The sequence below is a fragment of the Micrococcus sp. GPGPB33 genome (assembly GCF_037853785.1).
Classification (GTDB): Bacteria; Actinomycetota; Actinomycetes; order Actinomycetales; family Micrococcaceae; genus Micrococcus; species Micrococcus luteus.
In genome coordinates this window covers 2202472-2223339 of the sequence record NZ_JAQMWO010000002.1, presented here as the reverse complement: position 1 = coordinate 2223339, position 20868 = coordinate 2202472, and the positions used below count along the sequence as shown (strand labels likewise).

Sequence of the window (20868 nt, the reverse complement as noted above, 5' to 3'; positions counted from 1 at the left end):
CGGGTGGGGCCGTCAGTAGACTGACCCCACCCGACCGTCGTCCTTCTGGAGGAGTCTGCGCATGCGCGTCCACATCGCCACCGACCACGCCGGCATGGAGCTGTCCGCCCACCTGGTGGAGCACCTCACCGCCGCCGGCTACGAGATGGTGGACCACGGACCCACCGAGTACGACGCGCAGGACGACTACCCGGGCTTCTGCATCAACGCCGCCCGCGCCGTCGTCGCCGACCGCGAGCAGGGACTGGACTCGCTCGGCATCGTGCTGGGCGGCTCCGGCAACGGCGAGCAGATCGCCGCCAACAAGGTGGTCGGCGTCCGCGCCGCCCTGGCCTGGAACCTGGACACGGCGCGGCTGGCTCGCCAGCACAACGACGCGAACGTCGTGGCCGTCGGCGGTCGGCAGCACTCGCTCGAGGAGGCCACCGAGCTCATCGAGGCCTTCCTGACCGAACCGTTCTCCCAGGACGAGCGCCACGTGCGCCGCATCGCGAAGATCGCGCACTACGAGACCACCGGAGAGGTGCTGATGTGAGTGCCTGAGGGCCACTCCGTCCACCGTCTCGCGCGCCAGTTCACCGACGTCTTCGGCGGACGCCGGATCCGCGCCACGAGTCCGCAGGGCCGCTTCGCCGAGGGGGCCGCCCTGCTCGACGGCCAGGTCCTCGAGCGCGCCCGGGCCCACGGCAAGCACTTCTTCGCCGACGTCTCCGGCGGCCACGTGCTCCACGTGCACCTGGGCATGTACGGGGCGTGGACCTTCGGCGGGGATCAGGACTTCGCGGCCGCGTCCTCGATCGGCGCACCCCGCCGGATCGGCGAGCGGGAGGTCCACGACGACGGCGCCCCGGCCGCCGAGCCCGACCGCGACGCCGACGGCTGGGTCCAGCCCCCGCCGCCGGCCTCCACGGTCCGGCTGCGACTGCGCGCCGAGCACGGCTGGGCCGACCTGATCGGCGCGAGCCGGTGCCGCGCACTCACCCGGGCCGAGGCTGCCGATGTCGTCGCCGGTCTCGGCCCGGATCCGCTCAACGACGACGATCCCGCGCCGTTCTACGACCTCGCACGGCGGACACGACGGCCGATCGGTGTCGTGCTGATGGACCAGGGGGCCGTCAGCGGGATCGGCAACATCTTCCGGGCCGAGGCGCTGTTCCGCGCCGGCATCGACCCGTGGCGGCCGGCCCGGGAGGTCTCTGCACCGGACCTGGCATTCCTCTGGGCGGACAACGCCGCGCTGATGCGGGAGGGCGTGCGGCTCGGGCGGATCGTCACCACCCGGCCGGAGCACCGGCCCGGGGTGCCCGCCGAGGCCGCGTGGCCCGAGCACGCGAACTACGTGTACCAGCGGCAGGGCCTGGCGTGCCTCGTGTGCGGGTGCGAGACGATCGTGGTGGAGGAGATGGCGGCCCGGAAGCTCTACCGGTGCCTCACCTGTCAGAGCTGAGGGGCCTGTAGCAGGCCCGACCGGGCACAGCGGTCAAGGCACCGGCGCGGACGACGACGCACCCGAGAAAGCCATGAGCCGGGCCATCGTGTGCACACGATGACCCGGCTCATGAGGTCCGGAGGGGATGACGGGAATCGAACCCGCGTAGCCAGTTTGGAAGACTGGGGCTCTACCATTGAGCTACATCCCCGCGGGGCCGCGCTCGGCGCGGACCAGCGGCTGACACCGTATCACGGCGGGCCCGCGTCGGCCGTGGGGGAAGAGGCATGATGCACGGCTCCCGTCCCGCCCTCCGCAGGGCCGCGTCCGCCCTCGCCGGCCGTCGTCCCCTGTCCCTGCGCGGCGCCACCGTCCTCGTGACGGGCGGCGCGTCCGGCATCGGTCGACTGATCGCCCTGGGGGCCGCCCGCCGCGGCGCGGGCCGCGTCGTCGTCTGGGACCTCGACCTGCAGGGGGCTGAGGCCGTCGCCGCCGAGATCCGGTCTCAGGGCGCGGACGCCCAGGCCGAGCGCGTGGACGTGACGGACGCGGCCGCCGTCGAGGCCGCCGCCGCCCGCGCCGGAGAGGTGGACGTCGCCGTGAACAACGCGGGCGTCGTGACGGGCGTGCGCCTCGAGGACGCCACGGAGGAGGGCATCCGCCGCACCTTCGAGGTGAACGCACTCGCGCCGTACTGGCTGACCCGGGCGGTCCTGCCCGGAATGCGGGCCCGGGACCGCGGGGCCGTGGTCACGGTGGCCTCGGCCGCGGGGTTGGTCGGCGTCGCGCGCCAGACGGACTATTCCGCCACCAAGCACGCCGCGGTCGGCTTCGCCGAGTCCCTCGCCGCGGAGCTGCGCAAGGACGGCAGCCGCGTCACCTCCCTCGCCGTCTGCCCCTTCTACATCGACACCGGGATGTTCGCGGGCGTGCGCAGCCGGGTGCCCTGGCTGCTGCCCGTGCTGGATCCGCGCCACGTGGCGCAGGAGGTGCTGGACGCCGTCGAGGCCGGCCGCACCCGCCTGCTGCTGCCGCGCGCCGTCGGTCTGATCGCGCCCCTGCGCGCCCTGCCGGCGCCCGTCTTCGACCGCGCGATGGACGTCCTCGGGGTCAACGCCACGATGGACGGCTTCACGGGCCGGCGGTCGCGGCTTTTCGCGGGGCGCGAGACGGCGCGCTAGGATTCCACAGTCTGCCCTCGGGCAGTCCCTCGGGTGTCCGGCGAGCCTCCACCGCGTGAGCCCGCCGGCGTCGGGGACGACGGCGGGGTGTAGCTCAGCTTGGTAGAGCGCGCGCTTTGGGAGCGTGAGGCCGCAGGTTCAAATCCTGTCACCCCGACTCGACGTCAAGACCATCCACCACCACCAACAGGAGTCATCCGTGGTCAAGTCCACCGCAGAGAACCTCAGCCCGACCCGCGTCAAGCTGACCGTCGAGGTGCCGTTCGAGGAGGTGAAGCCCGCCCTGGACAAGGCGTTCAAGGACATCGCCAACCAGGTCCAGATCCCGGGCTTCCGCAAGGGCAAGATCCCGGCGCGCCTGATCGAGCAGCGCTTCGGCCGCGAGATCGTCGTGGACCAGGCCGTCAACGAGGGCCTGAACACCTGGTTCTCCGCCGCCATCGCCGAGGCCGAGGTCACGCCGATCTCCCGCCCCGAGGTCGACGTGACCGCCACCCCGGACGCGGAGAACGCCGAGGGCCCGGTGGCCTTCACCGCCGAGTTCGACGTGCGCCCGACCATCGAGCTGCCCGACTACAAGGGCCTCAAGGTGACGGTGGAGCCCGCCCAGGCCACCGAGGAGGACGAGCAGAAGGCCCTCGACGCCCTGCGCTCGCGCTTCGGCTCCCTCAAGGATGTGGACCGCCCGGCCGCCCAGGACGACTTCGTCACGATGAACCTGACCGCCACGGTCGACGGCGAGCAGGTCGACCAGGCCGAGGGCCTGTCCTACCAGGTGGGCGCCGGCACCATGCTCGAGGGCATCGACGAGGCCCTCGACGGCCTGTCCGCCGGCGAGGACGCCACCTTCGAGACCACGCTCAACGGCGGCGAGCACGACGGCGAGACCGCCGTGGTCAAGCTGGAGCTGACGGCCGTCAAGGAGCGCGAGCTGCCCGAGGCCGACGACGAGTTCGCCCAGCTGGCCTCCGAGTTCGACACCATCGCCGAGCTCAAGGAGGACCTGAAGAAGCAGGCCGCCGAGGAGGCCGTGAACCGCCAGGGCGTCGAGGCCCGCGACAAGGTCCTCGAGGAGCTGGCCAAGCTCGTCGAGGTCCCGGTGCCGGACGGCGTCATCGCCGAGCAGGTCGAGCAGCACTTCTCCGCCGGCGGCCACACCGCGGGCGACGACCACGACACCGCCGAGCACCGTGCCGAGCTCGAGCAGAACACCCGCGAGGCGTTCGCCAACGAGGTCATCCTGGACGAGGTCGCCGAGGCCGAGGAGGTCACGGTCGACCAGGGTGAGCTGATCGAGTACATCATCGCCACCTCCTCCGAGTACGGCATGGACCCGAACCAGTTCGCCATGATGCTCGACCAGGGCGGGCAGATCCCGATGATCATGGGCGAGGTCCGCCGCCGCAAGGCCCTGGCCAAGGTCCTCGAGTACGCCGAGGTCACCGACACCGACGGCAAGGCCGTGGACCTGACGGCGTTCGTGACCCCGGGCGGCCAGGAGGCCCTCGACGCTGAGGCCGAGGGCGCCGAGGCCGAGGGCGCCGACGAGGCGGCCGAGCAGGCCTGATCCCGGCCGGTGGGGACGCACCCCCGCCGAGCCACGACGACGGCGCCCCCGCCCACGCCGGCGGGGGCGCCGTCGTCGTCCCGAGGTCACGGTGGGCGGCCCCGGGCAGGGCCCGCGACAACCTGCGCCAACAGCGAAACGCCGACGGCGTCCCGCGCGCTGGCCCGGACGCCCGGCTAGTGTCGGACTCGATCAGGGACCCGTCCGTCCGCGCGAGCGGCCGCCGTTCGGGGGGCCCGTGGACATCTCGACAGGAAGGCGGAAGTGATGACCGACATCACCCCCAGCATGCGTTCGGTGGACCCGGCGCAGCGCGAGGATTTCCTCTACACCCAGCTGCTGAAGTCGCGCATCGTCTGGCTGGGCGAGGACGTCCGTGACGACAACGCCAACGCGATCTGCTCCCAGCTGCTCCTGCTCTCGGCCGAGGACACGGAGAAGGACATCTACCTGTACATCAACTCCCCGGGCGGCTCCGTCACCGCGGGCATGGCGATCTACGACACGATGCAGTACATCCCCAACGACGTCGTGACGGTGGCCACCGGCCTCGCCGCGTCCATGGGCCAGTTCCTGCTCGCCTCGGGCACCAAGGGCAAGCGCTACGCCACCCCCCACGCCCGCGTGCTGATGCACCAGCCCTCCGGCGGCATCGGCGGCACCGAGTCGGACATCCGCATCCAGGCCCAGCTGATCCTGCACATGAAGCAGGTGATGGCGGAGCTGACCGCCGAGCAGACCGGCCAGTCCGTGGAGACCATCCTCGAGGACAACGCGCGTGACAAGTGGTTCACCGCGCAGGAGGCCCTCAAGTACGGCTTCATCGACCACATCGCCGACCGTGCCGCGTCCGTGACCGGCGGCGGCGGCGTCCGGGGCTGAGCCCGGCCCGGACCGTCCCGACCCTCTCCAGGAGACCAAGAATGACCCAGTTCCCCGCCGGGCTCCCCACCGGGATGCCCTCCCTGCCCACGCCGGACGCGCGCTACATCCTCCCGCAGTTCGAGGAGCGCACCCCCTACGGTTTCAAGCGTCAGGACCCCTACGCCAAGCTCTTCGAGGACCGCATCGTCTTCCTCGGCGCGCAGGTGGACGACGCGTCGGCCGACGACGTGATGGCCCAGCTGCTCGTGCTCGAGGCGATGGACTCCGAGCGTGACATCACCCTGTACATCAACTCGCCGGGCGGCTCGTTCACGGCCATGACGGCGATCTACGACACCATGCAGTTCATCCGGCCCGAGGTGCAGACCGTGTGCCTGGGCCAGGCCGCCTCCGCCGCGGCCGTGCTGCTGGCCGCGGGCGCCCCCGGCAAGCGTCTGGCGCTGCCCAACGCGCGCGTGCTGATCCACCAGCCGGCGATGCAGGGCGACCGCGGCACCGCCACGGACCTGGAGATCCACGCCCAGGAGATCAACCGGATGCGCGTGTGGATGGAGGAGACGCTGGCCTCCCTCACCAACCGCACGCCCGAGGAGGTCTCGCAGGACATCGACCGGGACAAGTTCCTCTCGGCCGAGCAGGCCCTCGAGTACGGCCTTGTGGACGAGGTCCTCGCCTCCCGCAAGATCACCCGCCCGTCCGCCTGACCGACGACGCCCGCCGAGGGGTCCGGCCGCGCGGTCGGACCCCTCGACGCCGACCGGGGACCCGGTCCCTTAACGTGTCCGTCCACGGCCGTATGCTGGACGGAATCTGACAGCGACGCCGCCCGCGCGGGGCGGACGTCTCCGCCCGGCCTTCGAGGAGTACCACCATGGCGCGTATCGGAGAGAGCGCTGACCTGCTGAAATGCTCGTTCTGCGGGAAGAGCCAGAAGCAGGTGCGCAAGCTCATCGCCGGCCCGGGTGTCTACATCTGCGACGAGTGCATCGAGCTGTGCAACGAGATCATCGAGGAGGAGCTCGGCGAGGCGGCGGAGGCGGACGAGACCGTCCTGCCCACCCCGCAGGAGATCTTCGACCACCTCGAGAGCTTCGTGATCGGTCAGGAGGCGGCCAAGCGTTCCCTCGCCGTCGCCGTGTACAACCACTACAAGCGCGTGCGCGGGCCGCAGGCGCGGGGCGGTGACCTGGCCGACCGCCTCACCGAGCGGGACGACCTCGCGGACGTCGAGGTCGGCAAGTCGAACATCCTCATGGTCGGCCCCACCGGCTCCGGCAAGACGTATCTCGCGCAGACCCTCGCCCGGCGGCTCAACGTCCCGTTCGCGGTCGCGGACGCCACCAGCCTCACCGAGGCCGGCTATGTGGGCGAGGACGTGGAGAACATCCTCCTCAAGCTCATCCAGGCTGCGGACTACGACGTGAAGAAGGCCGAGCAGGGCATCATCTACATCGACGAGATCGACAAGATCTCACGGAAGTCCGAGAACCCCTCCATCACCCGGGACGTCTCCGGCGAGGGCGTGCAGCAGGCCCTGCTGAAGATCCTCGAGGGCGCGGTGGCGTCGGTGCCGCCGCAGGGCGGGCGCAAGCACCCCCACCAGGAGTTCCTGCAGATCGACACGTCCAACGTGCTGTTCATCGTGGCGGGCGCGTTCGCGGGCCTGGACGAGATCATCGGTTCCCGTGCCGGCCGCAAGGGCATCGGGTTCGGCGCGCCCCTGAACCATCTGGGCGCGGGGGACGTCACCTACGCGGACGTGCGGCCGGAGGACCTGCTGAAGTTCGGCCTCATCCCCGAGTTCATCGGCCGCCTGCCCGTGATCACCACCGTCGAGGACCTCACGCACGAACAGCTCGTGCGGGTGCTGACCGAACCGAAGAACGCCCTGCTGAAGCAGTACCAGAAGATGTTCCTCATGGACGGCGTGGAGCTCGAGTTCGAGCAGGACGCCCTGGATGCCGTCGTCGCCCAGGCCGAGGCCCGCGGCACCGGTGCCCGCGGCCTGCGCTCCATCATGGAGAACGTCCTCAAGCCCGTGATGTTCGAGCTGCCCTCCCGTTCGGACGTGGGCACGGTCGTCATCTCCGGGGACGTGGTGCGCGGCGAGGCCGAGCCCACGCTCATCCCGGCCGAGGTGGAACGACGTCGCCGCGGCCGGAGCGCCTGACCGGCGTCGCCCAGCAGGACCGACCGGAGCCGAGACGGCTCCCTGACCGCAAGGAGCACAGCATGACCGACACCACGCAGCAGCCCACCGTCGACTTCTACTTCGACGCCACGTGCCCGTTCGCCTGGATCACCTCCCGGTGGATCCTGGAGGTCCAGAAGGTGCGCGACGTGCGGGTGGTCTTCAAAATCATGTCGCTCGCCGTCCTGAACGAGGGCCGCGACCTGGACCCCGACTACCTGGCCCGCCTCGAGAAGGCCTGGCTGCCGGCCCGCGCCGCCGTGCAGGTGCGCGAGCGGCACGGCGCCGAGGCGCTCGGCCCGTGGTACAGCGCGGTCGGCACCCGCATCCACGAGCAGGGCCGCACGGACTACGAGGCCGTGGTGGCCGAGGCCCTCGAGGAGCTCGGCCACGACGCGGACATCCTGGACGCCGCCCGCACCGACGTGGCCGACGAGCAGCTGCGCGCCAGCCAGAAGGAGGCCGAGGACCTCGTGGGCAACGACGTCGGCACGCCCGTCGTGGCGTTCAACGGCACCGCCTTCTTCGGTCCCGTGATGACCCGCATCCCGCGCGGAGAGGAGGCGGGCCGCATCTTCGACGGCGCCGTCGCCCTGGCCGACTTCCCGTACTTCTACGAGATCAAGCGGGCCCGCACCACGGATCCGCAGTTCGACTGAGCCCCCGGCTCGCACGAGACCGGCCCCACACCTTCAGCGCGAAGGTGTGGGGCCGGCGTCGTCGGGGGCGCGGGGCGGCGGGGGTCAGCGGCGCGCCACCCGGCCGGCCGCGCGGATCAGGGGGACCTGCAGGGGCAGCCGCCCGAGGGAGACCAGTTGCGCCGGCCAGGGCCGGCGTCGCCACTGCCAGGCCATCCACGCATTGCCGGGCCACACGCCGAGGAAGAGCGCCTGCGCGGCGCGTCCGCCCGCGCGCCGGGTGTGCGGAACGGCCAGCAGACCCGCCACGGCCAGCTCGGCCACGCCGGAGCCGTGGGTCCACGCGCGGGCCGAGCCGGGCAGGAACGGCGGGATCAGCCCGTCGAAGGGTTCGGGTCGGACGAAGTGGAGCACGCCCATGGCGGCGAGGGCGGCGGACATCCGCCGGGCGGAGGAGTCGCAGGCGCGGCGGCCGGCCGGGGCGGGATCGGGTGTGGGTCTCATCCTCTCAGTGTCCACCCCCGCCGCGGTGACCGCACTGCGACATGCGGCAAGAGCACGACCAGGAGGTGCACCACGACACCCCCGGGAGGGCCGCCTCCCGACGAACTCCGATCCGGCGGCGGACTGTCCGACGTGCGCTGTGCCCTACCGGATCCGGGCCACGAACATCCCACGCTGACGGCAGACTCGGGCCCGCGGCACGGACGCGACGACGGCCCCGCCGCCCGTGATGGGCGACGGGGCCGTCGTCGTGCCGCGTGTGCTCCCGAGACACCTGCAGGGAGCGCGCGGCGCGGATCAGTCGTCCTCGGCCGGTGCGAGCTGCACGTCGGAGACGGTCAGGGGCGCGGACTCGCCGGCCTCGCCCTGCGTGAGGGACAGGTCCGCGATGTTGCCTGCCGCCTTGAGGTCCGCCAGGCCGCCGCGCAGCTTCTCGAGCCAGTCGGCCGGCCCGGTCACCACGGCGGAGCGCACCTCGGTCCGCTGCTTCACCTTGGCCTCGGACTTCGCCTTGCGGACGCCGCCCAGGACCTGCGCCACGGTGGGCAGGACCTCGGCGTCACCGGCGGAGGCGGCGAAGGACAGGGCCGCCACCTCGTCCGCGGCGCCCGGCCACGCGGCGGTGTGCACGGAGCCGGCGCGCCACCAGCTCCACACCTCCTCGGTGGCGAACGGCTGGAACGGGGCCAGCAGACGCAGCAGGGCGTCCAGGGTGGTGGCCAGCGTGGTCACCACCGAGGCCTGCTCGGCCTCGCCGTGGCCACCGTAGGCACGGTCCTTCACGAGCTCCACGTAGTCGTCCGTGAAGGCCCAGAAGAACTGCTCGGTCACGTTGAGGGCACGCGCGTAGTCGTAGGCCTCGAACGCGCGGGTCGCCTGCTCCACGGTGGCCGCGAGGCGCGCCAGCAGGGAGGCGTCCAGCGGGTTGGTGACGGCCGCGGCGTCGTCGGCCGTGCGGATGACGGCGTCCTGCGTGGCGCCCAGGTTCAGCACGAACTTGGCGGCGTTGAGCAGCTTGATGGCCAGGCGGCGGCCGATCTTCATCTGCGCCACCTCGTAGGCGGTGTCCGCGCCGAGGCGGGCCGAGGCGGCCCAGTAGCGGACGGCGTCCGAGCCGAACTGGTCCAGGATGTCGGTCGGGACCACCACGTTGCCCTTGGACTTGGACATCTTCTTGCGGTCCGGGTCGAGGATCCAGCCGGAGAGCGCGGTGTCCGTCCACGGCACGGAGCCGTTGAGGGCGTGGGCGCGCACCACGGTGGAGAACAGCCAGGTGCGGATGATGTCGTGGCCCTGCGGGCGCAGATCGAACGGGAAGACGTTGTTGAAGAACGCCTCGTCACGGGACCAGCGGCCCACGATCTGCGGGGTCAGCGAGGAGGTGGCCCAGGTGTCCAGGACGTCCGGGTCGCCGGTGAAGCCGCCGGGGACGTCGCGCTGGTCCTCGGAGTAGCCCGGGGCGGCCTCGGCGGCCGGGTCCACGGGGAGCTGCTCGTCGGCCGGGAGGATCGGGTTCTCATAGTCGGGCTCGCCCTCCGCGTCCAGCGGGTACCAGACCGGGATCGGCACCCCGAAGAAGCGCTGGCGGGAGACGAGCCAGTCACCGTTGAGGCCCTCGACCCAGTTCTCGTAGCGGTGGCGCATGTGCTCCGGGTGCCAGGAGAGCTCGCGGCCGCGCTCGATCAGCTCCGCGCGGCGGTCGGCGTCGCGGCCGCCGTTGCGGATGTACCACTGGCGGGAGGTGACGACCTCGAGCGGCTTGTCGCCCTTCTCGTAGAAGTTCACGGCGTGCATGATCTTCTTCGGCTCTCCGTCCAGCAGGCCGGCCGCGGTGAGGGCGTCCACCACACCCTGCTTGGCGGAGAACACGGTCTTGCCGGCCACGGTGTCCGCATAGGCCTGCCGGCCGGCGTCCGTGGTGATCCACTCGGGGGTGTCGGCGGCGAAGCGGCCGTCACGGCCGATCAGGGTGCGGGTCGGCAGCTGCAGCTCGCGCCACCAGGTGACGTCGTTGAGATCGCCGAAGGTGCAGACCATGGCGATGCCGGAGCCCTTGTCCGGCTTGGCCAGCGGGTGCGGGAAGACCTCGACCTCCACGCCGTACAGCGGGGAGGTGACGGTCGTGCCGAACAGGTGCTGGTAGCGCTCGTCGTCCGGGTGGGCGACCAGGCCGGAGCAGGAGGCCAGCAGCTCGGGGCGGGTGGTCTCGATGAAGACCTGCTCGCCGTCCGCAGCGGTGAAGGCGTAGCGGTGGTAGGCGCCGGGGACCTCGCGGTCCTCGAGCTCGGCCTGGGCCACGGCGGTGCGGAAGGTCACGTCCCACATGGTGGGGGCCTCGGCCAGGTAGGCGTCGCCCGAGGCGATGCCGGCCAGGAAGGCGCGCTGGGAGACGGCGCGGGAGACGTCGTCGATGGTCCGGTAGGTCATGTCCCAGTCGACGGACAGGCCGAGGCGGGTGAAGAGGTCCTCGAAGACCTTCTCGTCCTCGACGGCGAGCTCCTCGCAGAGCTCGATGAAGTTCTTGCGGGAGATCACGTCCCAGTCGCGCTGGTTCTTCGCCGGCTTCTCCGGCGGGCGGTAGCCCTCCACGTACGGCTTGGCCGGGTCGCAGCGGACGCCGTAGTAGTTCTGCACGCGGCGCTCGGTGGGCAGGCCGTTGTCGTCCCAGCCCATCGGGTAGAACACGTTCTTGCCGTTCATGCGCTGGTAGCGGGCGAGCACGTCGGTCTGCGTGTAGGAGAAGACGTGGCCCACGTGCAGCGAGCCGGAGGCGGTCGGCGGGGGAGTGTCGATCGAGTAGACCTGCTCGCGGGTGGTCTGCGTGTCGAACGCGTAGGTGCGCTCGTCGGCCCAGCGGGCGGTCAGCTTCTCCTCGAGGCCCTCGAGGGCCGGCTTGTCCGGCACGGCCACGGCGGCGGGGGTGGACGGGGTCGATGCGTCGATGGGCGTGTCTGTGCCCTGCGTGTTCTCAGCCATGCCCGCCATCCTCCCATGACCGGGGCGGCGGGCCGGGCCTGCGACGACGCCCGGGACGTCCCGCCCTTCCAGTCGGTCGACCTGGAGGAGGTGATCCGGGCGGTGCTCCGAACGGCACGGCTCGGCTACGGTCGGAGGCGTGAGCCACACCCATGAACCTGCGAAGAACCCCGCCCGCGCCGCCGTCGTGACGGGGGCCACGAGCGGCATCGGCCGCGCCACGGCCCTCGAGCTCGCCCGCCGCGGTTGGCGCGTGTACGCCGTCGGCCGCCGGGCCGAGCGCCTCGAGACCCTCGCTGCCGACGCCCGGGCCGAGGGCGTGAGCGGCGACGTCGTCCCCGCCCCCTGGACGTCACGGACGAGGCCGCCGTCGCCGCGCTGGCCTCGCGCGTCGAGGCCGACGGCGGCGCCGACACCCTCGTCAACATCGCCGGCGGCGCGCGCGGCACGGACGCCGTGGGCGTGGGCGACCGCGCCGACTGGGAGTGGATGTACCGCGTCAACGTGCTCGGCACCCTGACGATGTGCCAGGCGTTCCTGCCCATGCTCCGCGCCCACGGCGAGGGCACCGTGCTCAACCTGACCTCGACCGCCGCCGTCACCGCCTACGAGGGCGGCGCCGGCTACAACGCCGCGAAGATGGGCCAGCACGGGCTCACCGGCGCGCTGCGCCTGGAGGAGGCCGAGCACAACGTGCGGGTGATCGAGGTGCTCCCGGGCATGGTCCACACCGAGGAGTTCTCCCGCAACCGCCTGGGCGGCGACCAGTCCGCCGCGGACGCCGTGTACGCGGGCGTGGAGAAGCCGCTCACCGCCGAGGACGTCGCCGAGGTGTGCGTCCACGCCGTCGAGCTGCCCCACCACGTGAACCTGGATCAGATCGTGATGCGGCCGGTCGCCCAGGCCGCCCAGCACAAGGTAATCCGCCGGTGAGCGGCGGGCCGCAGAACGTGTGGGCCGACGCGGTGGGCTCGGCATGAGCGCGCCCGTGCTGCACGTGATCGCCTGCGCCCACGGCACGCACGACGCGGCCGGCCGCGTCGTGATCGACGGCCTCCGTGCCGACCTGGCGGCCCTCCTGGCCGCCGAGGGGCCGGGCGCCCAGGTCCACGAGGCCTACGTGGACGTGCAGAGCCCCTCCCTCGACGAGGTCGTGGCGGCCCTGCCCCCGGGGGAGCCGGCCGTGATCGTGCCGCTGCTGCTGTCCCTGGGCCATCACGTCCACCACGACATCCACCACGCCGCGGCCGCCCGACCCGACACGATCGCCGCCGCACCGCTGGCCGGGGCCGGGGACGACGTCGAGCCGCGCCTGGTGACCGTTCTGGCCGAACGGGTGGCCCAGGCGGTGCCGGCCGGTGAGGCCGCGACATCGGAGGTCATCCTGGCGGCGGCCGGCACCCGCGCCGCGGACGGCCAGGCCCAGGTGCACGCCCTGGCCGGGGCCCTGGCCCGGGCCACGGGACTGCCCGTGACCGCGGCGTTCGGGGCGGCGGCCACCCCCGTGTGCCCGACGCCGTCTCCCGGGTGCGCGCCGCCGGCCGTCGCGCCGTGGTGGCCGCCCACCTCTTGGCCCCCGGGCACTTCCACGACCGACTCGGCGAGAGCGGCGCGGACGCGGTCACCGACCCCCTGCTGCCGCATCCGCTGGTGGCGCGGATCGCCCTGGACCGGCTGCGGTCCGCCCTCGCCGAGGCCCCGAGGGGAGCCGCCGGAGGCCGCTGAGCCGCTCGTCACACGGCCGGGGCTGGGCCGGGCCCCGACCGCGGGTCGGCCCCGGGAACGTGACGAACCGCGTCGACGATCTTGGGGTCGGCATGCCGGGTTCCTAGCGTGGCGGCCATGACCCAGGTGAACGAGACGTCGAGGCCGGCGCGCACCCCGCGCCGTCCCTCCGCCAAGCCGCACGGCCAGTGGAAGGTGGACGGGACCACCCCCTGAACCACAACGAGGAGTTCAAGCAGCAGGACGACGGCCTGAACGTCCGCGAGCGCATCGAGCAGGTCTACGCCCGGGAGGGCTTCGACTCGATCCCCTCGGACGACCTGCACGGCCGCTTCCGCTGGTGGGGCCTGTACACCCAGCGCCGGCAGGGGATCGACGGCGGCAAGACCGCCACCCTGGAGCCCCACGAACTCGAGGACCGCTACTTCATGCTGCGCGTGCGCATCGACGGCGGCGACCTCACCACCGAGCAGCTGCGCGTGATCGGCGGGATCTCCACCGACTTCGGCCGTGACACCGCGGACATCACGGACCGGCAGAACGTCCAGCTGCACTGGATCCGCGTCGAGGACGTCCCCGAGATCTGGCGGCGCCTGGAGTCCGTGGGCCTGTCCACCACCGAGGCCTGCGGCGACGTGCCGCGCGTGATCCTCGGCTCACCGGTGGCCGGGATCGCCGCGGACGAGATCATCGACCCCACGCCCGTGATCCGGGAGATCGCGGACCGCTGGATCGGCGACCTCGAGATCTCCAACCTGCCCCGCAAGTTCAAGACGGCCATCACCGGACACCCCTCCCAGGACGTGGTCCACGAGATCAACGACGTCTCCCTGATCGGCGTGGTGCACCCCGAGCTGGGCCCCGGCTACGACCTGTGGGTCGGCGGCGGCCTGTCCACGAAGGCCCGCCTGGCCGACCGGATCGGTGCCTTCGTCTCGGCCGAGCGCGCCCCCGAGGTGTGGCACGCCGTCGTGAGCATCTTCCGTGACTACGGCTACCGGCGCCTGCGCAACAAGGCCCGCATGAAGTACCTGCTCGAGGACTGGGGACCGGAGAGGTTCCGCACCGTGCTGGAGGAGGAGTACCTCGGCTACGCCCTGCCCGACGGCCCCGCCCCGGTCCCGCCCACCCGTCCCGGCGACCACGTGGGGGTCCACGAGCAGAAGGACGGCCGCTTCTACATCGGCGCCGCCCCCGTCGTCGGCCGCTCCAGCGGCACCACCCTCACCGCCCTCGCGGACCTGCTCGAGGCCCACGGCTCCACGCGGCTGCGCACCACCCCCCACCAGAAGATCGTGGTGCTGGACGTGGAACGGGACCGGGTGGACGCCGTCGTGGCCGGCTTGAAGGAGCTGGGGCTGGACCCGGAGCCGTCCGTGTTCCGCCGCTCCACCATCGCCTGCACGGGCCTGGAGTTCTGCAAGCTCGCCATCGTGGACACGAAGGACACCGCCACCGCCGCGATCGCCCAGCTCGAGGAGCGCCTGGCCGACCTCGCCGACCGCCTTCCCGAGCGGCTGAGCCTGCATGTGAACGGCTGTCCCAACTCCTGCGCCCGCATCCAGACCGCGGACATCGGCCTGAAGGGCCAGCTGCTCCCGGACGACGACGGCGGCCAGACGCCCGGCTTCCAGGTCCACCTGGGCGGCGGGCTGGCCTCCGTGGACCGCGCCGAGGCCGGCCTCGGACGCAGCGTCCGCGGCCTGAAGGTCCGCGCGGACGGCCTGGTCGACTACGTCGAGCGCGTCGTCCGCCGGTACGACGAGCAGCGTGAGCCGGGCGAGACCTTCGCCCGGTGGGCGCACCGAGTCGACGAGGAGGCCCTCCGATGAGCACCGTTCCCCCCACCCGTCCGGCCGAGGACCGCGAGCGCCTGCAGGCGCTCGCGGAGTCCGGCGCCGCCGAGCTCGGCTGGGACGCCCCCGCCGAGGCGGTGGTCGACTGGGCCGCCCGCCATGTGGACCTCCGCCGGGCCGCCGTGGCCTGTTCCATGGCCGACGCCGTCCTGCCGCACCTGGTGGCGCAGCGGATGCCCGGCGTGGACGTCCTCTTCCTGGACACCGGCTACCACTTCACCGAGACCCTCGCGACGCGCGACGAGGTGGCCCGCCGCCTCGACGTCACCGTGGTGGACGTGCTCCCGGAGCTGACCGTGGCCGAGCAGGACGAGCGCCACGGCAAGGACCTGTTCGCCCGCGACCCGGGGCTGTGCTGCGCGATGCGCAAGGTTGAGCCCCTCAACCGGGCGCTGGCCGGATACGACCTGTGGTTCACCGGCGTCCGCCGGGACGAGGCGCCGACGCGCACGAACACCCCGCTGGTGGGCTGGGACGAGGCCCACGGCATGGTCAAGGTCAACCCCGTCGCCCCGTGGAGCTTCGACGACCTGGTCGGCTACGCCACGGACCACGACGTGCCCGTGAACCTGCTCCTGCAGAACGGCTACCCCTCGATCGGCTGCCGCCCCTGCACCCGCCCCGTCGCCCCCGGGGAGGACCCCCGTGCCGGGCGCTGGGCCGGGACCGCGAAGACCGAGTGCGGCATCCACGTCTGAGCGCCGCTCCCGAGACAGACCAAGGAGACACGATGACCCTCACCCATGCCCCCGACCCGGGGACCGTGAGCCCCGCCGGGCCCGACGTCCAGGACGCCCTGGAGGCCGAGGCGATCCACATCATCCGCGAGGTGGTGGCCGAGTTCGAGCGCCCCGCCATGCTCTTCTCGGGCGGCAAGGACTCCGTGGTGATGCTCCACCTGGCCGCGAAGGCCTTCTGGCCGGGGAGGATCCCCTTCCCGGTGGTCCACGTGGACACCGGCCACAACTTCCCCGAGGTCCTCGAGTTCCGCGACCGCACGGTGGAGCGGCTCGGCCTGCGGCTCGTGGTGGGCTCCGTGCAGGAGTACATCGACCGCGGCGAGCTGCGTGAGCGCGCCGACGGCACCCGCAACACCCTGCAGACCACCCCCCTGCTGGACACGATCCGGACCAACCGGTTCGACGCCGTCTTCGGGGGAGGCCGCCGTGACGAGGACAAGGCGCGGGCCAAGGAGCGGATCATCAGCCTGCGGGACGCGTTCGGCCAGTGGGATCCGCGCAACCAGCGCCCCGAGCTGTGGAACCTCTACAACGGCCGTCACACCCCCGGCCAGCACGTCCGCGCGTTCCCCATCAGCAACTGGACCGAGCTGGACGTGTGGCGGTACATCGCCCGCGAGGGCATCGAGCTGCCCTCCATCTACTACGCGCACGAGCGGGAGGTCTTCCGCCGCGACGGCATGTGGCGCGCCGTGGGGGAGCACTCCCGCCCGGCCGAGGACGAGGAGGTCACCACGCGGACGGTGCGCTACCGCACGGTGGGCGACATGTCCTGCACCGGCGCCGTCCTCTCGGAGGCCGCCACCGTCGAGGACGTCGTGCTCGAGGTCGCCGCCTCCACCCTGACCGAACGCGGGGCCACCCGCGCCGACGACCGCATCTCCGAGGCGGCCATGGAAGATCGCAAGAAGGACGGGTACTTCTGATGAGCACCGCACTGCTGGACCGGCACGCCCCCGCCGGGACCCTGTTCCGCCTGGCCACGGCCGGCTCGGTCGACGACGGCAAGTCCACCCTCGTGGGCCGCCTCCTGCACGACTCCAAGGCCGTCCTGGCCGACCAGCTCGAGGCCGTGGCCCGCACCTCCGCCGAGCGCGGCTTCGGCGGTGCCGAGGGCGGGCTGGACCTGGCGCTGCTGACCGACGGCCTGCGCGCCGAGCGGGAGCAGGGGATCACGATCGACGTCGCGTACCGGTACTTCGCCACGGACCGGCGCACCTTCGTGCTGGCCGACTGCCCCGGGCACGTGCAGTACACCCGGAACACCGTCACGGGCGCCTCGACGGCCGATGCGGTCGTGCTGCTCGTGGACGCCCGCAAGGGCGTGGTGGAGCAGACCCGGCGCCACCTCAGCGTGGTGGCCCTGCTGCGGGTGCCGCACGTGATCGTCGCCGTCAACAAGATCGATCTCGTGGACTACGCCGAGGAGGTCTTCACCGCGATCGCCGAGGACGTCCGGCGCGTGGCCCGGGAGCTCGGCCTCTCCGACGCGGTGAGCGTCCCGGTGTCCGCCCTGCAGGGCGACAACGTGGTCACCCGCTCCGAGCGGACGGACTGGTACACCGGCCCCACGCTCATGGAGCTGCTCGAGTCCCTGCCCGGGGCGGACGCCGAGGACGACGCCGCCGCCTCCTTCCGCTTCCCGGTGCAGCTCGTGGTGCGCCCCCAGGGCGCCCTGGCCCCCGGCCTCGACCCCGAGGTGTTCCGCGACTACCGCGGCTACGCCGGGCAGGTGGTCGCGGGCACCGTCCGGCCCGGGGACGCCGTCGCCGTCCTCACCCCGGGGCAACCGGCGCGCACCACCACCGTGGTGGGCGTGGACGCCGCCGGGGAATCCCTCGAGGAGGCCTCCTCCCCGCAGTCGGTGGTCCTGCGCCTGGCCGACGAGGTGGACGTGGCCCGCGGGGACACGATCGCCGCCGCGGACACCGCCCCGCGCCCCACCGCGGAGGTGGCCGCCGCGCTGTGCTGGCTCTCCGCCGCACCGCTGCGCGTCGGGCAGCAGGTCCTCGTCAAGCACGGCACCGCCGTCGTCCGGGCGCTCGTCCAGGAGGTGGCCGGTCGGCTCGACCTCGACACCCTGCGGCTCGACCCGGCCGAGACCCTCGGGCTCAACGACATCGGACAGGTGCGCCTGCACCTGGCCGCGCCGCTGCCCGTGGAGCCCTACGCCGTGCATCGGCGCACCGGGGCGTTCCTCGTGATCGACCCCCACGACGGGGCCACGCTCGCCGCCGGCATGGTGCGCGGCGGCGACGAGGCCTGATCCGGATGACGACGGCGCGACGGGAGCGGTCATGACGGTGGTGATGGAGGACGTGGGCAAGAGCTTCGGCGGGCCCACGCCCGTGCTGGAGGACGTCTCCGTGCGGATCGAGCCGGGCGAGTTCGTCTGCCTGCTCGGTGCGTCCGGGTGCGGCAAGTCCACCCTGCTGAACCTCATCGCCCGGCTCGAGGCGCCCACCGCGGGCGTCGTCAAGACCCCCCGGGAGGGGGCCGCGTTCATGTTCCAGGACGCCGCCCTCTTCCCGTGGCTCACCGCCCGCGGCAACATCGAGCTCGCCCTCCGCTTCGCCGGTGTGGCCGCGGGGGAGCGTCGGGAGCGTGCCGGGGAGCTGCTGCGCCTCGTCCACCTGGACGACGCCGCCGACCTGCGACCCCACCAGCTCTCCGGCGGCATGCGCCAGCGCGTCGCCCTGGCCCGGGCCCTCGCCCAGGACCGCCCCCTGCTGCTCATGGACGAGCCGTTCGCGGCCTTGGACGCGATCACCCGCGACCTGCTGCATGGGGAGCTCGAGCGCGTGTGGCGGCAGACCGGTCGGACGGTCGTGTTCGTCACCCACAACGTGGCCGAGGCCGTCCGCCTCGGCCAGCGGGTGCTGCTGCTGTCCTCACGTCCGGGTCGCGTCGTCGCCGAATGGGACGTGCCCGCGGCCGCCCGCCACGACGCGCCCGCCGCGGCCGCCCTCACGGCCGCCATCACCGCCCGACTCGGTCAGGAGATCCGTCGCCATGCGCACTGACACCCCCACCCTCGACGCCCCCGGCCGCGCGCCGGGGGCCGCCACCGACGACGAGCTGCGCGAGCTCGACAGCGGCCTCGACGCGCTCCAGGCCGTCGACTCGACCCGTCGGACGGGTCTGGCCGGGTGGGACTGGAGCCGGGTCCTGCTCCCGGTGGCCGCCGTCGTCCTGCTCGTGGCGATCTGGCAGGCCTTCGCGTGGCTGGCCGGTGCGCGCGGTGAGCCGATCACCGGTCCCGGCGACGTCGTCGGGGCCTTCGGGACGCTGTGGGCCCAGGGCCTCGTCCAGCAGGCAGTGGCGACGTCGGTGGGCCGCGCCGTCGTCGGCTTCGCACTCGCCGTGGTCGTCGGCGTCGGGCTGGGCCTGGTGCTCGGACAGGTCAGCGTCCTGCGGCGGGCGTTCGGCCCGCTGCTCACGGCCCTGATGGTGCTGCCGAACGTGGCCTGGGTGCCGCTCGCGGTGCTGTGGTTCGGCCTCAGCGACGCCACCGCGTACTTCGTGATGCTCACCGGCGCCGTCCCCGCCGTGGTCGCCGGCCTCACCACCGGCACGGACCAGGTGCCGCCGCAGCTGCGTCGCGCGGCCCGGGTGCTGGGCGCCTCGCGTCTCGAGACCGCCCTGCTGGTGGTCCTCCCGGCCGCCCTGCCCGCCTTCGTCTCCGGCCTGCGCCAGGGCTGGGCCTTCGCGTGGCGAGGCCTCATGGCCGCCGAGATCATCGCCGTCGGCGGGCCCATGGGCGTGGGACTCGGGACCCTGCTCCACGAGGGACGTGCCGCGTCCGACCTCGCCGTCGTCCTCTGCGCCGTCCTGACCATCCTGGCCGTCGGCGTCCTCGTCGAACTGGCCGTATTCGGCCCCGTCGAGCGGCGCATGCTGCGCCGCCGGGGGCTGCTGGAAGGGAGCACGCGATGACCGCGTCCGATCTGTACCCCACCTCCCTGCGTCTGCTCGGCCGGCCCGTCCTGATGGTGGGCGGCGGGCGCGTGGCCGGCCGCCGCATGGGCGCCCTCCTCGACGCCGGCGCGCTCGTCACCGTGGTGGCCCCGGAGCCGGGGGAGGAGGTGGAGCGGCTCGCGGCGGCCGGCCTGATCACCCTGCACCGCCGCCCCTACCGCCCGTCCGACCTCGACGGGGTCTGGTTCGCCCAGACCGCCACCGGCGACCGGGCCGTGGACGGGGCCGTGGCCTCCGACGCCGAGGCCCGCCGCGTCTGGTGCGTCGACGCCTCCGATGCCGAGTCCTCCGCCGCCTGGACGCCCGCCGTCGTCCGGGCCGGGGACGTGACCGTGGCCGTCAACGCCGGGGGAGACCCTCGCCGCGCCCGCGCCCTGAAGGATGCGATCACCCTCGCCCTGTCGACGGGGCGGCTGCCGCTGCGCCGGCGGCGCGCGTCCGCCGAGCCCGGCCGCGTGGCCCTCGTCGGCGGCGGCCCCGGCGACTCCGGGCTCATCACCGTGCGCGGCCGACAGCTGCTCGCGGAGGCCGACGTGGTGGTCGCCGACCGGCTGGGCCCGCGCGCCCTCCTGGCCGAGCTGGACCCGGCGGTGCCCGTGATCGAGGTCGGCAAGGCCCCCGGGAACCACCTGGCCACGCAGGACGAGATCAACGCCGTCCTGGTCCGGGAGGCCCGGGCCGGCCGCCTCGTCGTCCGGCTCAAGGGCGGCGACCCGTACGTGCTCGGCCGCGGCGGCGAGGAGGCAGCGCACTGCCGCGCCCATGGCGTCGACGTCGAGGTGGTCCCCGGTGTCACGAGCGCCGTCTCGGTGCCCGCCGCCGCGGGGATCCCGGTCACCCATCGCGGCGTCGCCACCGGCTTCACGCTGGTGACCGGCCACGAAGAGCTGGCCGAAGTGCCCACCCGGGCCGACCACACGCTCGTCCTGCTGATGGGCGTGCGTCGGCTCGCGGACACCGCGCGCCGACTGACGGAGCGCGGCCTCGACGGTGCGACGCCCGTGGCGATCATCGAGCGCGGCTGGATGCCGGACCAGCGGGTCACCGTGGGCACGGTGGAGACCATCGCCGCGCAGGCGGCCGCCGTCGGTGTGGAGAACCCCGCCGTGATCGTCGTGGGCGACGTCGTGCGCTTGAGCCCCTACGCCACCGGCGCGCCTGCGGCCGCCGCCCCCCTGCCCCGATCTTGACCCTGAAC

The 20868-nt window shown here is 73.0% G+C and carries 17 protein-coding genes, 2 tRNA genes and 2 pseudogenes; 18 read left to right on the top strand and 3 right to left on the bottom strand.

Going from position 1 to position 20868, the window contains the following annotated elements; translation table 11 throughout:
• The first annotated feature begins 61 nt into the window (after nucleotides 1–61).
• Together POD19_RS10510 and POD19_RS10505 are read left to right on the top strand one after the other, a co-directional pair.
• A complete protein-coding gene (locus tag POD19_RS10510) occupies nucleotides 62–535 on the top strand; it encodes a ribose-5-phosphate isomerase (RefSeq protein WP_036316866.1) in 474 nt (157 codons plus the stop codon).
• Nucleotides 536–1447: an Fpg/Nei family DNA glycosylase gene (locus tag POD19_RS10505; RefSeq protein ID WP_144818403.1), complete on the top strand. Its 912-nt coding sequence runs from the start codon at nucleotides 536–538 to the stop codon at nucleotides 1445–1447.
• Nucleotides 1448–1569: 122 nt separating this feature from the next.
• Here the strand turns inward: POD19_RS10505 and POD19_RS10500 are convergent.
• Nucleotides 1570–1640: transfer RNA gene (locus POD19_RS10500), tRNA-Gly, on the bottom strand.
• Nucleotides 1641–1716: 76 nt separating this feature from the next.
• On the opposite strand from POD19_RS10500, the gene POD19_RS10495 reads away from it, so the two are divergent.
• From POD19_RS10495 to POD19_RS10465, 7 genes are all read left to right on the top strand, one after another.
• Complete coding sequence (locus POD19_RS10495) at nucleotides 1717–2610, top strand: SDR family oxidoreductase (RefSeq protein WP_036316872.1); 894 nt, start codon at nucleotides 1717–1719, stop codon at nucleotides 2608–2610.
• An 83-nt stretch (nucleotides 2611–2693) separates the two neighbouring features.
• Nucleotides 2694–2767 (top strand) — tRNA-Pro (locus POD19_RS10490).
• A 42-nt stretch (nucleotides 2768–2809) separates the two neighbouring features.
• Nucleotides 2810–4177, top strand: coding sequence for a trigger factor (gene tig, locus POD19_RS10485; protein WP_129866861.1), 1368 nt, complete (start codon nucleotides 2810–2812; stop codon nucleotides 4175–4177).
• Nucleotides 4178–4444: 267 nt separating this feature from the next.
• Nucleotides 4445–5059 carry a ClpP family protease gene (locus POD19_RS10480; RefSeq protein WP_170720911.1) on the top strand — a complete coding sequence of 205 codons (615 nt, stop codon included), beginning with the start codon at nucleotides 4445–4447 and terminating at the stop codon, nucleotides 5057–5059.
• 41 nt (nucleotides 5060–5100) lie between these two features.
• The gene (locus tag POD19_RS10475) at nucleotides 5101–5766 is read left to right on the top strand and encodes an ATP-dependent Clp protease proteolytic subunit (protein ID WP_002855988.1); all 666 of its coding nucleotides are present in this window, start codon (nucleotides 5101–5103) and stop codon (nucleotides 5764–5766) included.
• A 167-nt stretch (nucleotides 5767–5933) separates the two neighbouring features.
• The gene (gene clpX, locus POD19_RS10470) at nucleotides 5934–7232 is read left to right on the top strand and encodes an ATP-dependent Clp protease ATP-binding subunit ClpX (protein ID WP_144818405.1); all 1299 of its coding nucleotides are present in this window, start codon (nucleotides 5934–5936) and stop codon (nucleotides 7230–7232) included.
• A gap of 62 nt (nucleotides 7233–7294) precedes the next feature.
• Nucleotides 7295–7912, top strand: coding sequence for a mycothiol-dependent nitroreductase Rv2466c family protein (locus POD19_RS10465; protein WP_144818407.1), 618 nt, complete (start codon nucleotides 7295–7297; stop codon nucleotides 7910–7912).
• Between the two features lie 84 nt (nucleotides 7913–7996).
• Here POD19_RS10465 and POD19_RS10460 read toward each other — a convergent pair whose 3' ends face one another.
• Both POD19_RS10460 and valS read right to left on the bottom strand, forming a co-directional pair.
• On the bottom strand, nucleotides 7997–8332 hold the full coding sequence (locus tag POD19_RS10460; protein WP_144818471.1) for a DoxX family protein: 336 nt from the start codon (nucleotides 8330–8332) through the stop codon (nucleotides 7997–7999).
• A gap of 360 nt (nucleotides 8333–8692) precedes the next feature.
• Nucleotides 8693–11371, bottom strand: a complete 2679-nt coding sequence (valS, locus tag POD19_RS10455) for a valine--tRNA ligase (protein WP_144818409.1) — start codon at nucleotides 11369–11371, stop codon at nucleotides 8693–8695.
• 139 nt (nucleotides 11372–11510) lie between these two features.
• Here valS and POD19_RS10450 point away from each other — a divergent pair.
• From POD19_RS10450 to cobA, 9 genes and pseudogenes are all read left to right on the top strand, one after another.
• Nucleotides 11511–12304, top strand: a pseudogene (locus tag POD19_RS10450) (SDR family oxidoreductase).
• A gap of 43 nt (nucleotides 12305–12347) precedes the next feature.
• On the top strand, nucleotides 12348–13217 hold the full coding sequence (locus POD19_RS10445; protein WP_340309461.1) for a sirohydrochlorin chelatase: 870 nt from the start codon (nucleotides 12348–12350) through the stop codon (nucleotides 13215–13217).
• Nucleotides 13214–14928: pseudogene (locus tag POD19_RS10440) on the top strand (nitrite/sulfite reductase). Before POD19_RS10445 ends, POD19_RS10440 begins: the two are co-directional and overlap by 4 nt.
• Nucleotides 14925–15650 (top strand): phosphoadenylyl-sulfate reductase, encoded by a 726-nt coding sequence (locus tag POD19_RS10435; RefSeq protein WP_144818417.1) that lies wholly within the window; start codon nucleotides 14925–14927, stop codon nucleotides 15648–15650. Before POD19_RS10440 ends, POD19_RS10435 begins: the two are co-directional and overlap by 4 nt.
• Before the next feature lie 32 nt (nucleotides 15651–15682).
• Entirely contained in the window at nucleotides 15683–16618 is a 936-nt protein-coding gene (cysD, locus tag POD19_RS10430; protein WP_144818419.1) for a sulfate adenylyltransferase subunit CysD, read from the top strand.
• Nucleotides 16618–17958 (top strand): sulfate adenylyltransferase subunit 1, encoded by a 1341-nt coding sequence (locus POD19_RS10425; protein ID WP_036316896.1) that lies wholly within the window; start codon nucleotides 16618–16620, stop codon nucleotides 17956–17958. The genes cysD and POD19_RS10425 overlap by 1 nt, the downstream gene beginning before the upstream one ends.
• Nucleotides 17959–17989: 31 nt before the next feature.
• Complete coding sequence (locus POD19_RS10420) at nucleotides 17990–18715, top strand: ABC transporter ATP-binding protein (protein WP_036381162.1); 726 nt, start codon at nucleotides 17990–17992, stop codon at nucleotides 18713–18715.
• On the top strand, nucleotides 18705–19628 hold the full coding sequence (locus tag POD19_RS10415; RefSeq protein WP_041104780.1) for an ABC transporter permease: 924 nt from the start codon (nucleotides 18705–18707) through the stop codon (nucleotides 19626–19628). The genes POD19_RS10420 and POD19_RS10415 overlap by 11 nt, the downstream gene beginning before the upstream one ends.
• On the top strand, nucleotides 19625–20860 hold the full coding sequence (cobA, locus tag POD19_RS10410) for a uroporphyrinogen-III C-methyltransferase (protein ID WP_340309460.1): 1236 nt from the start codon (nucleotides 19625–19627) through the stop codon (nucleotides 20858–20860). Before POD19_RS10415 ends, cobA begins: the two co-directional genes overlap by 4 nt.
• Nucleotides 20861–20868 lie beyond the last annotated feature (8 nt).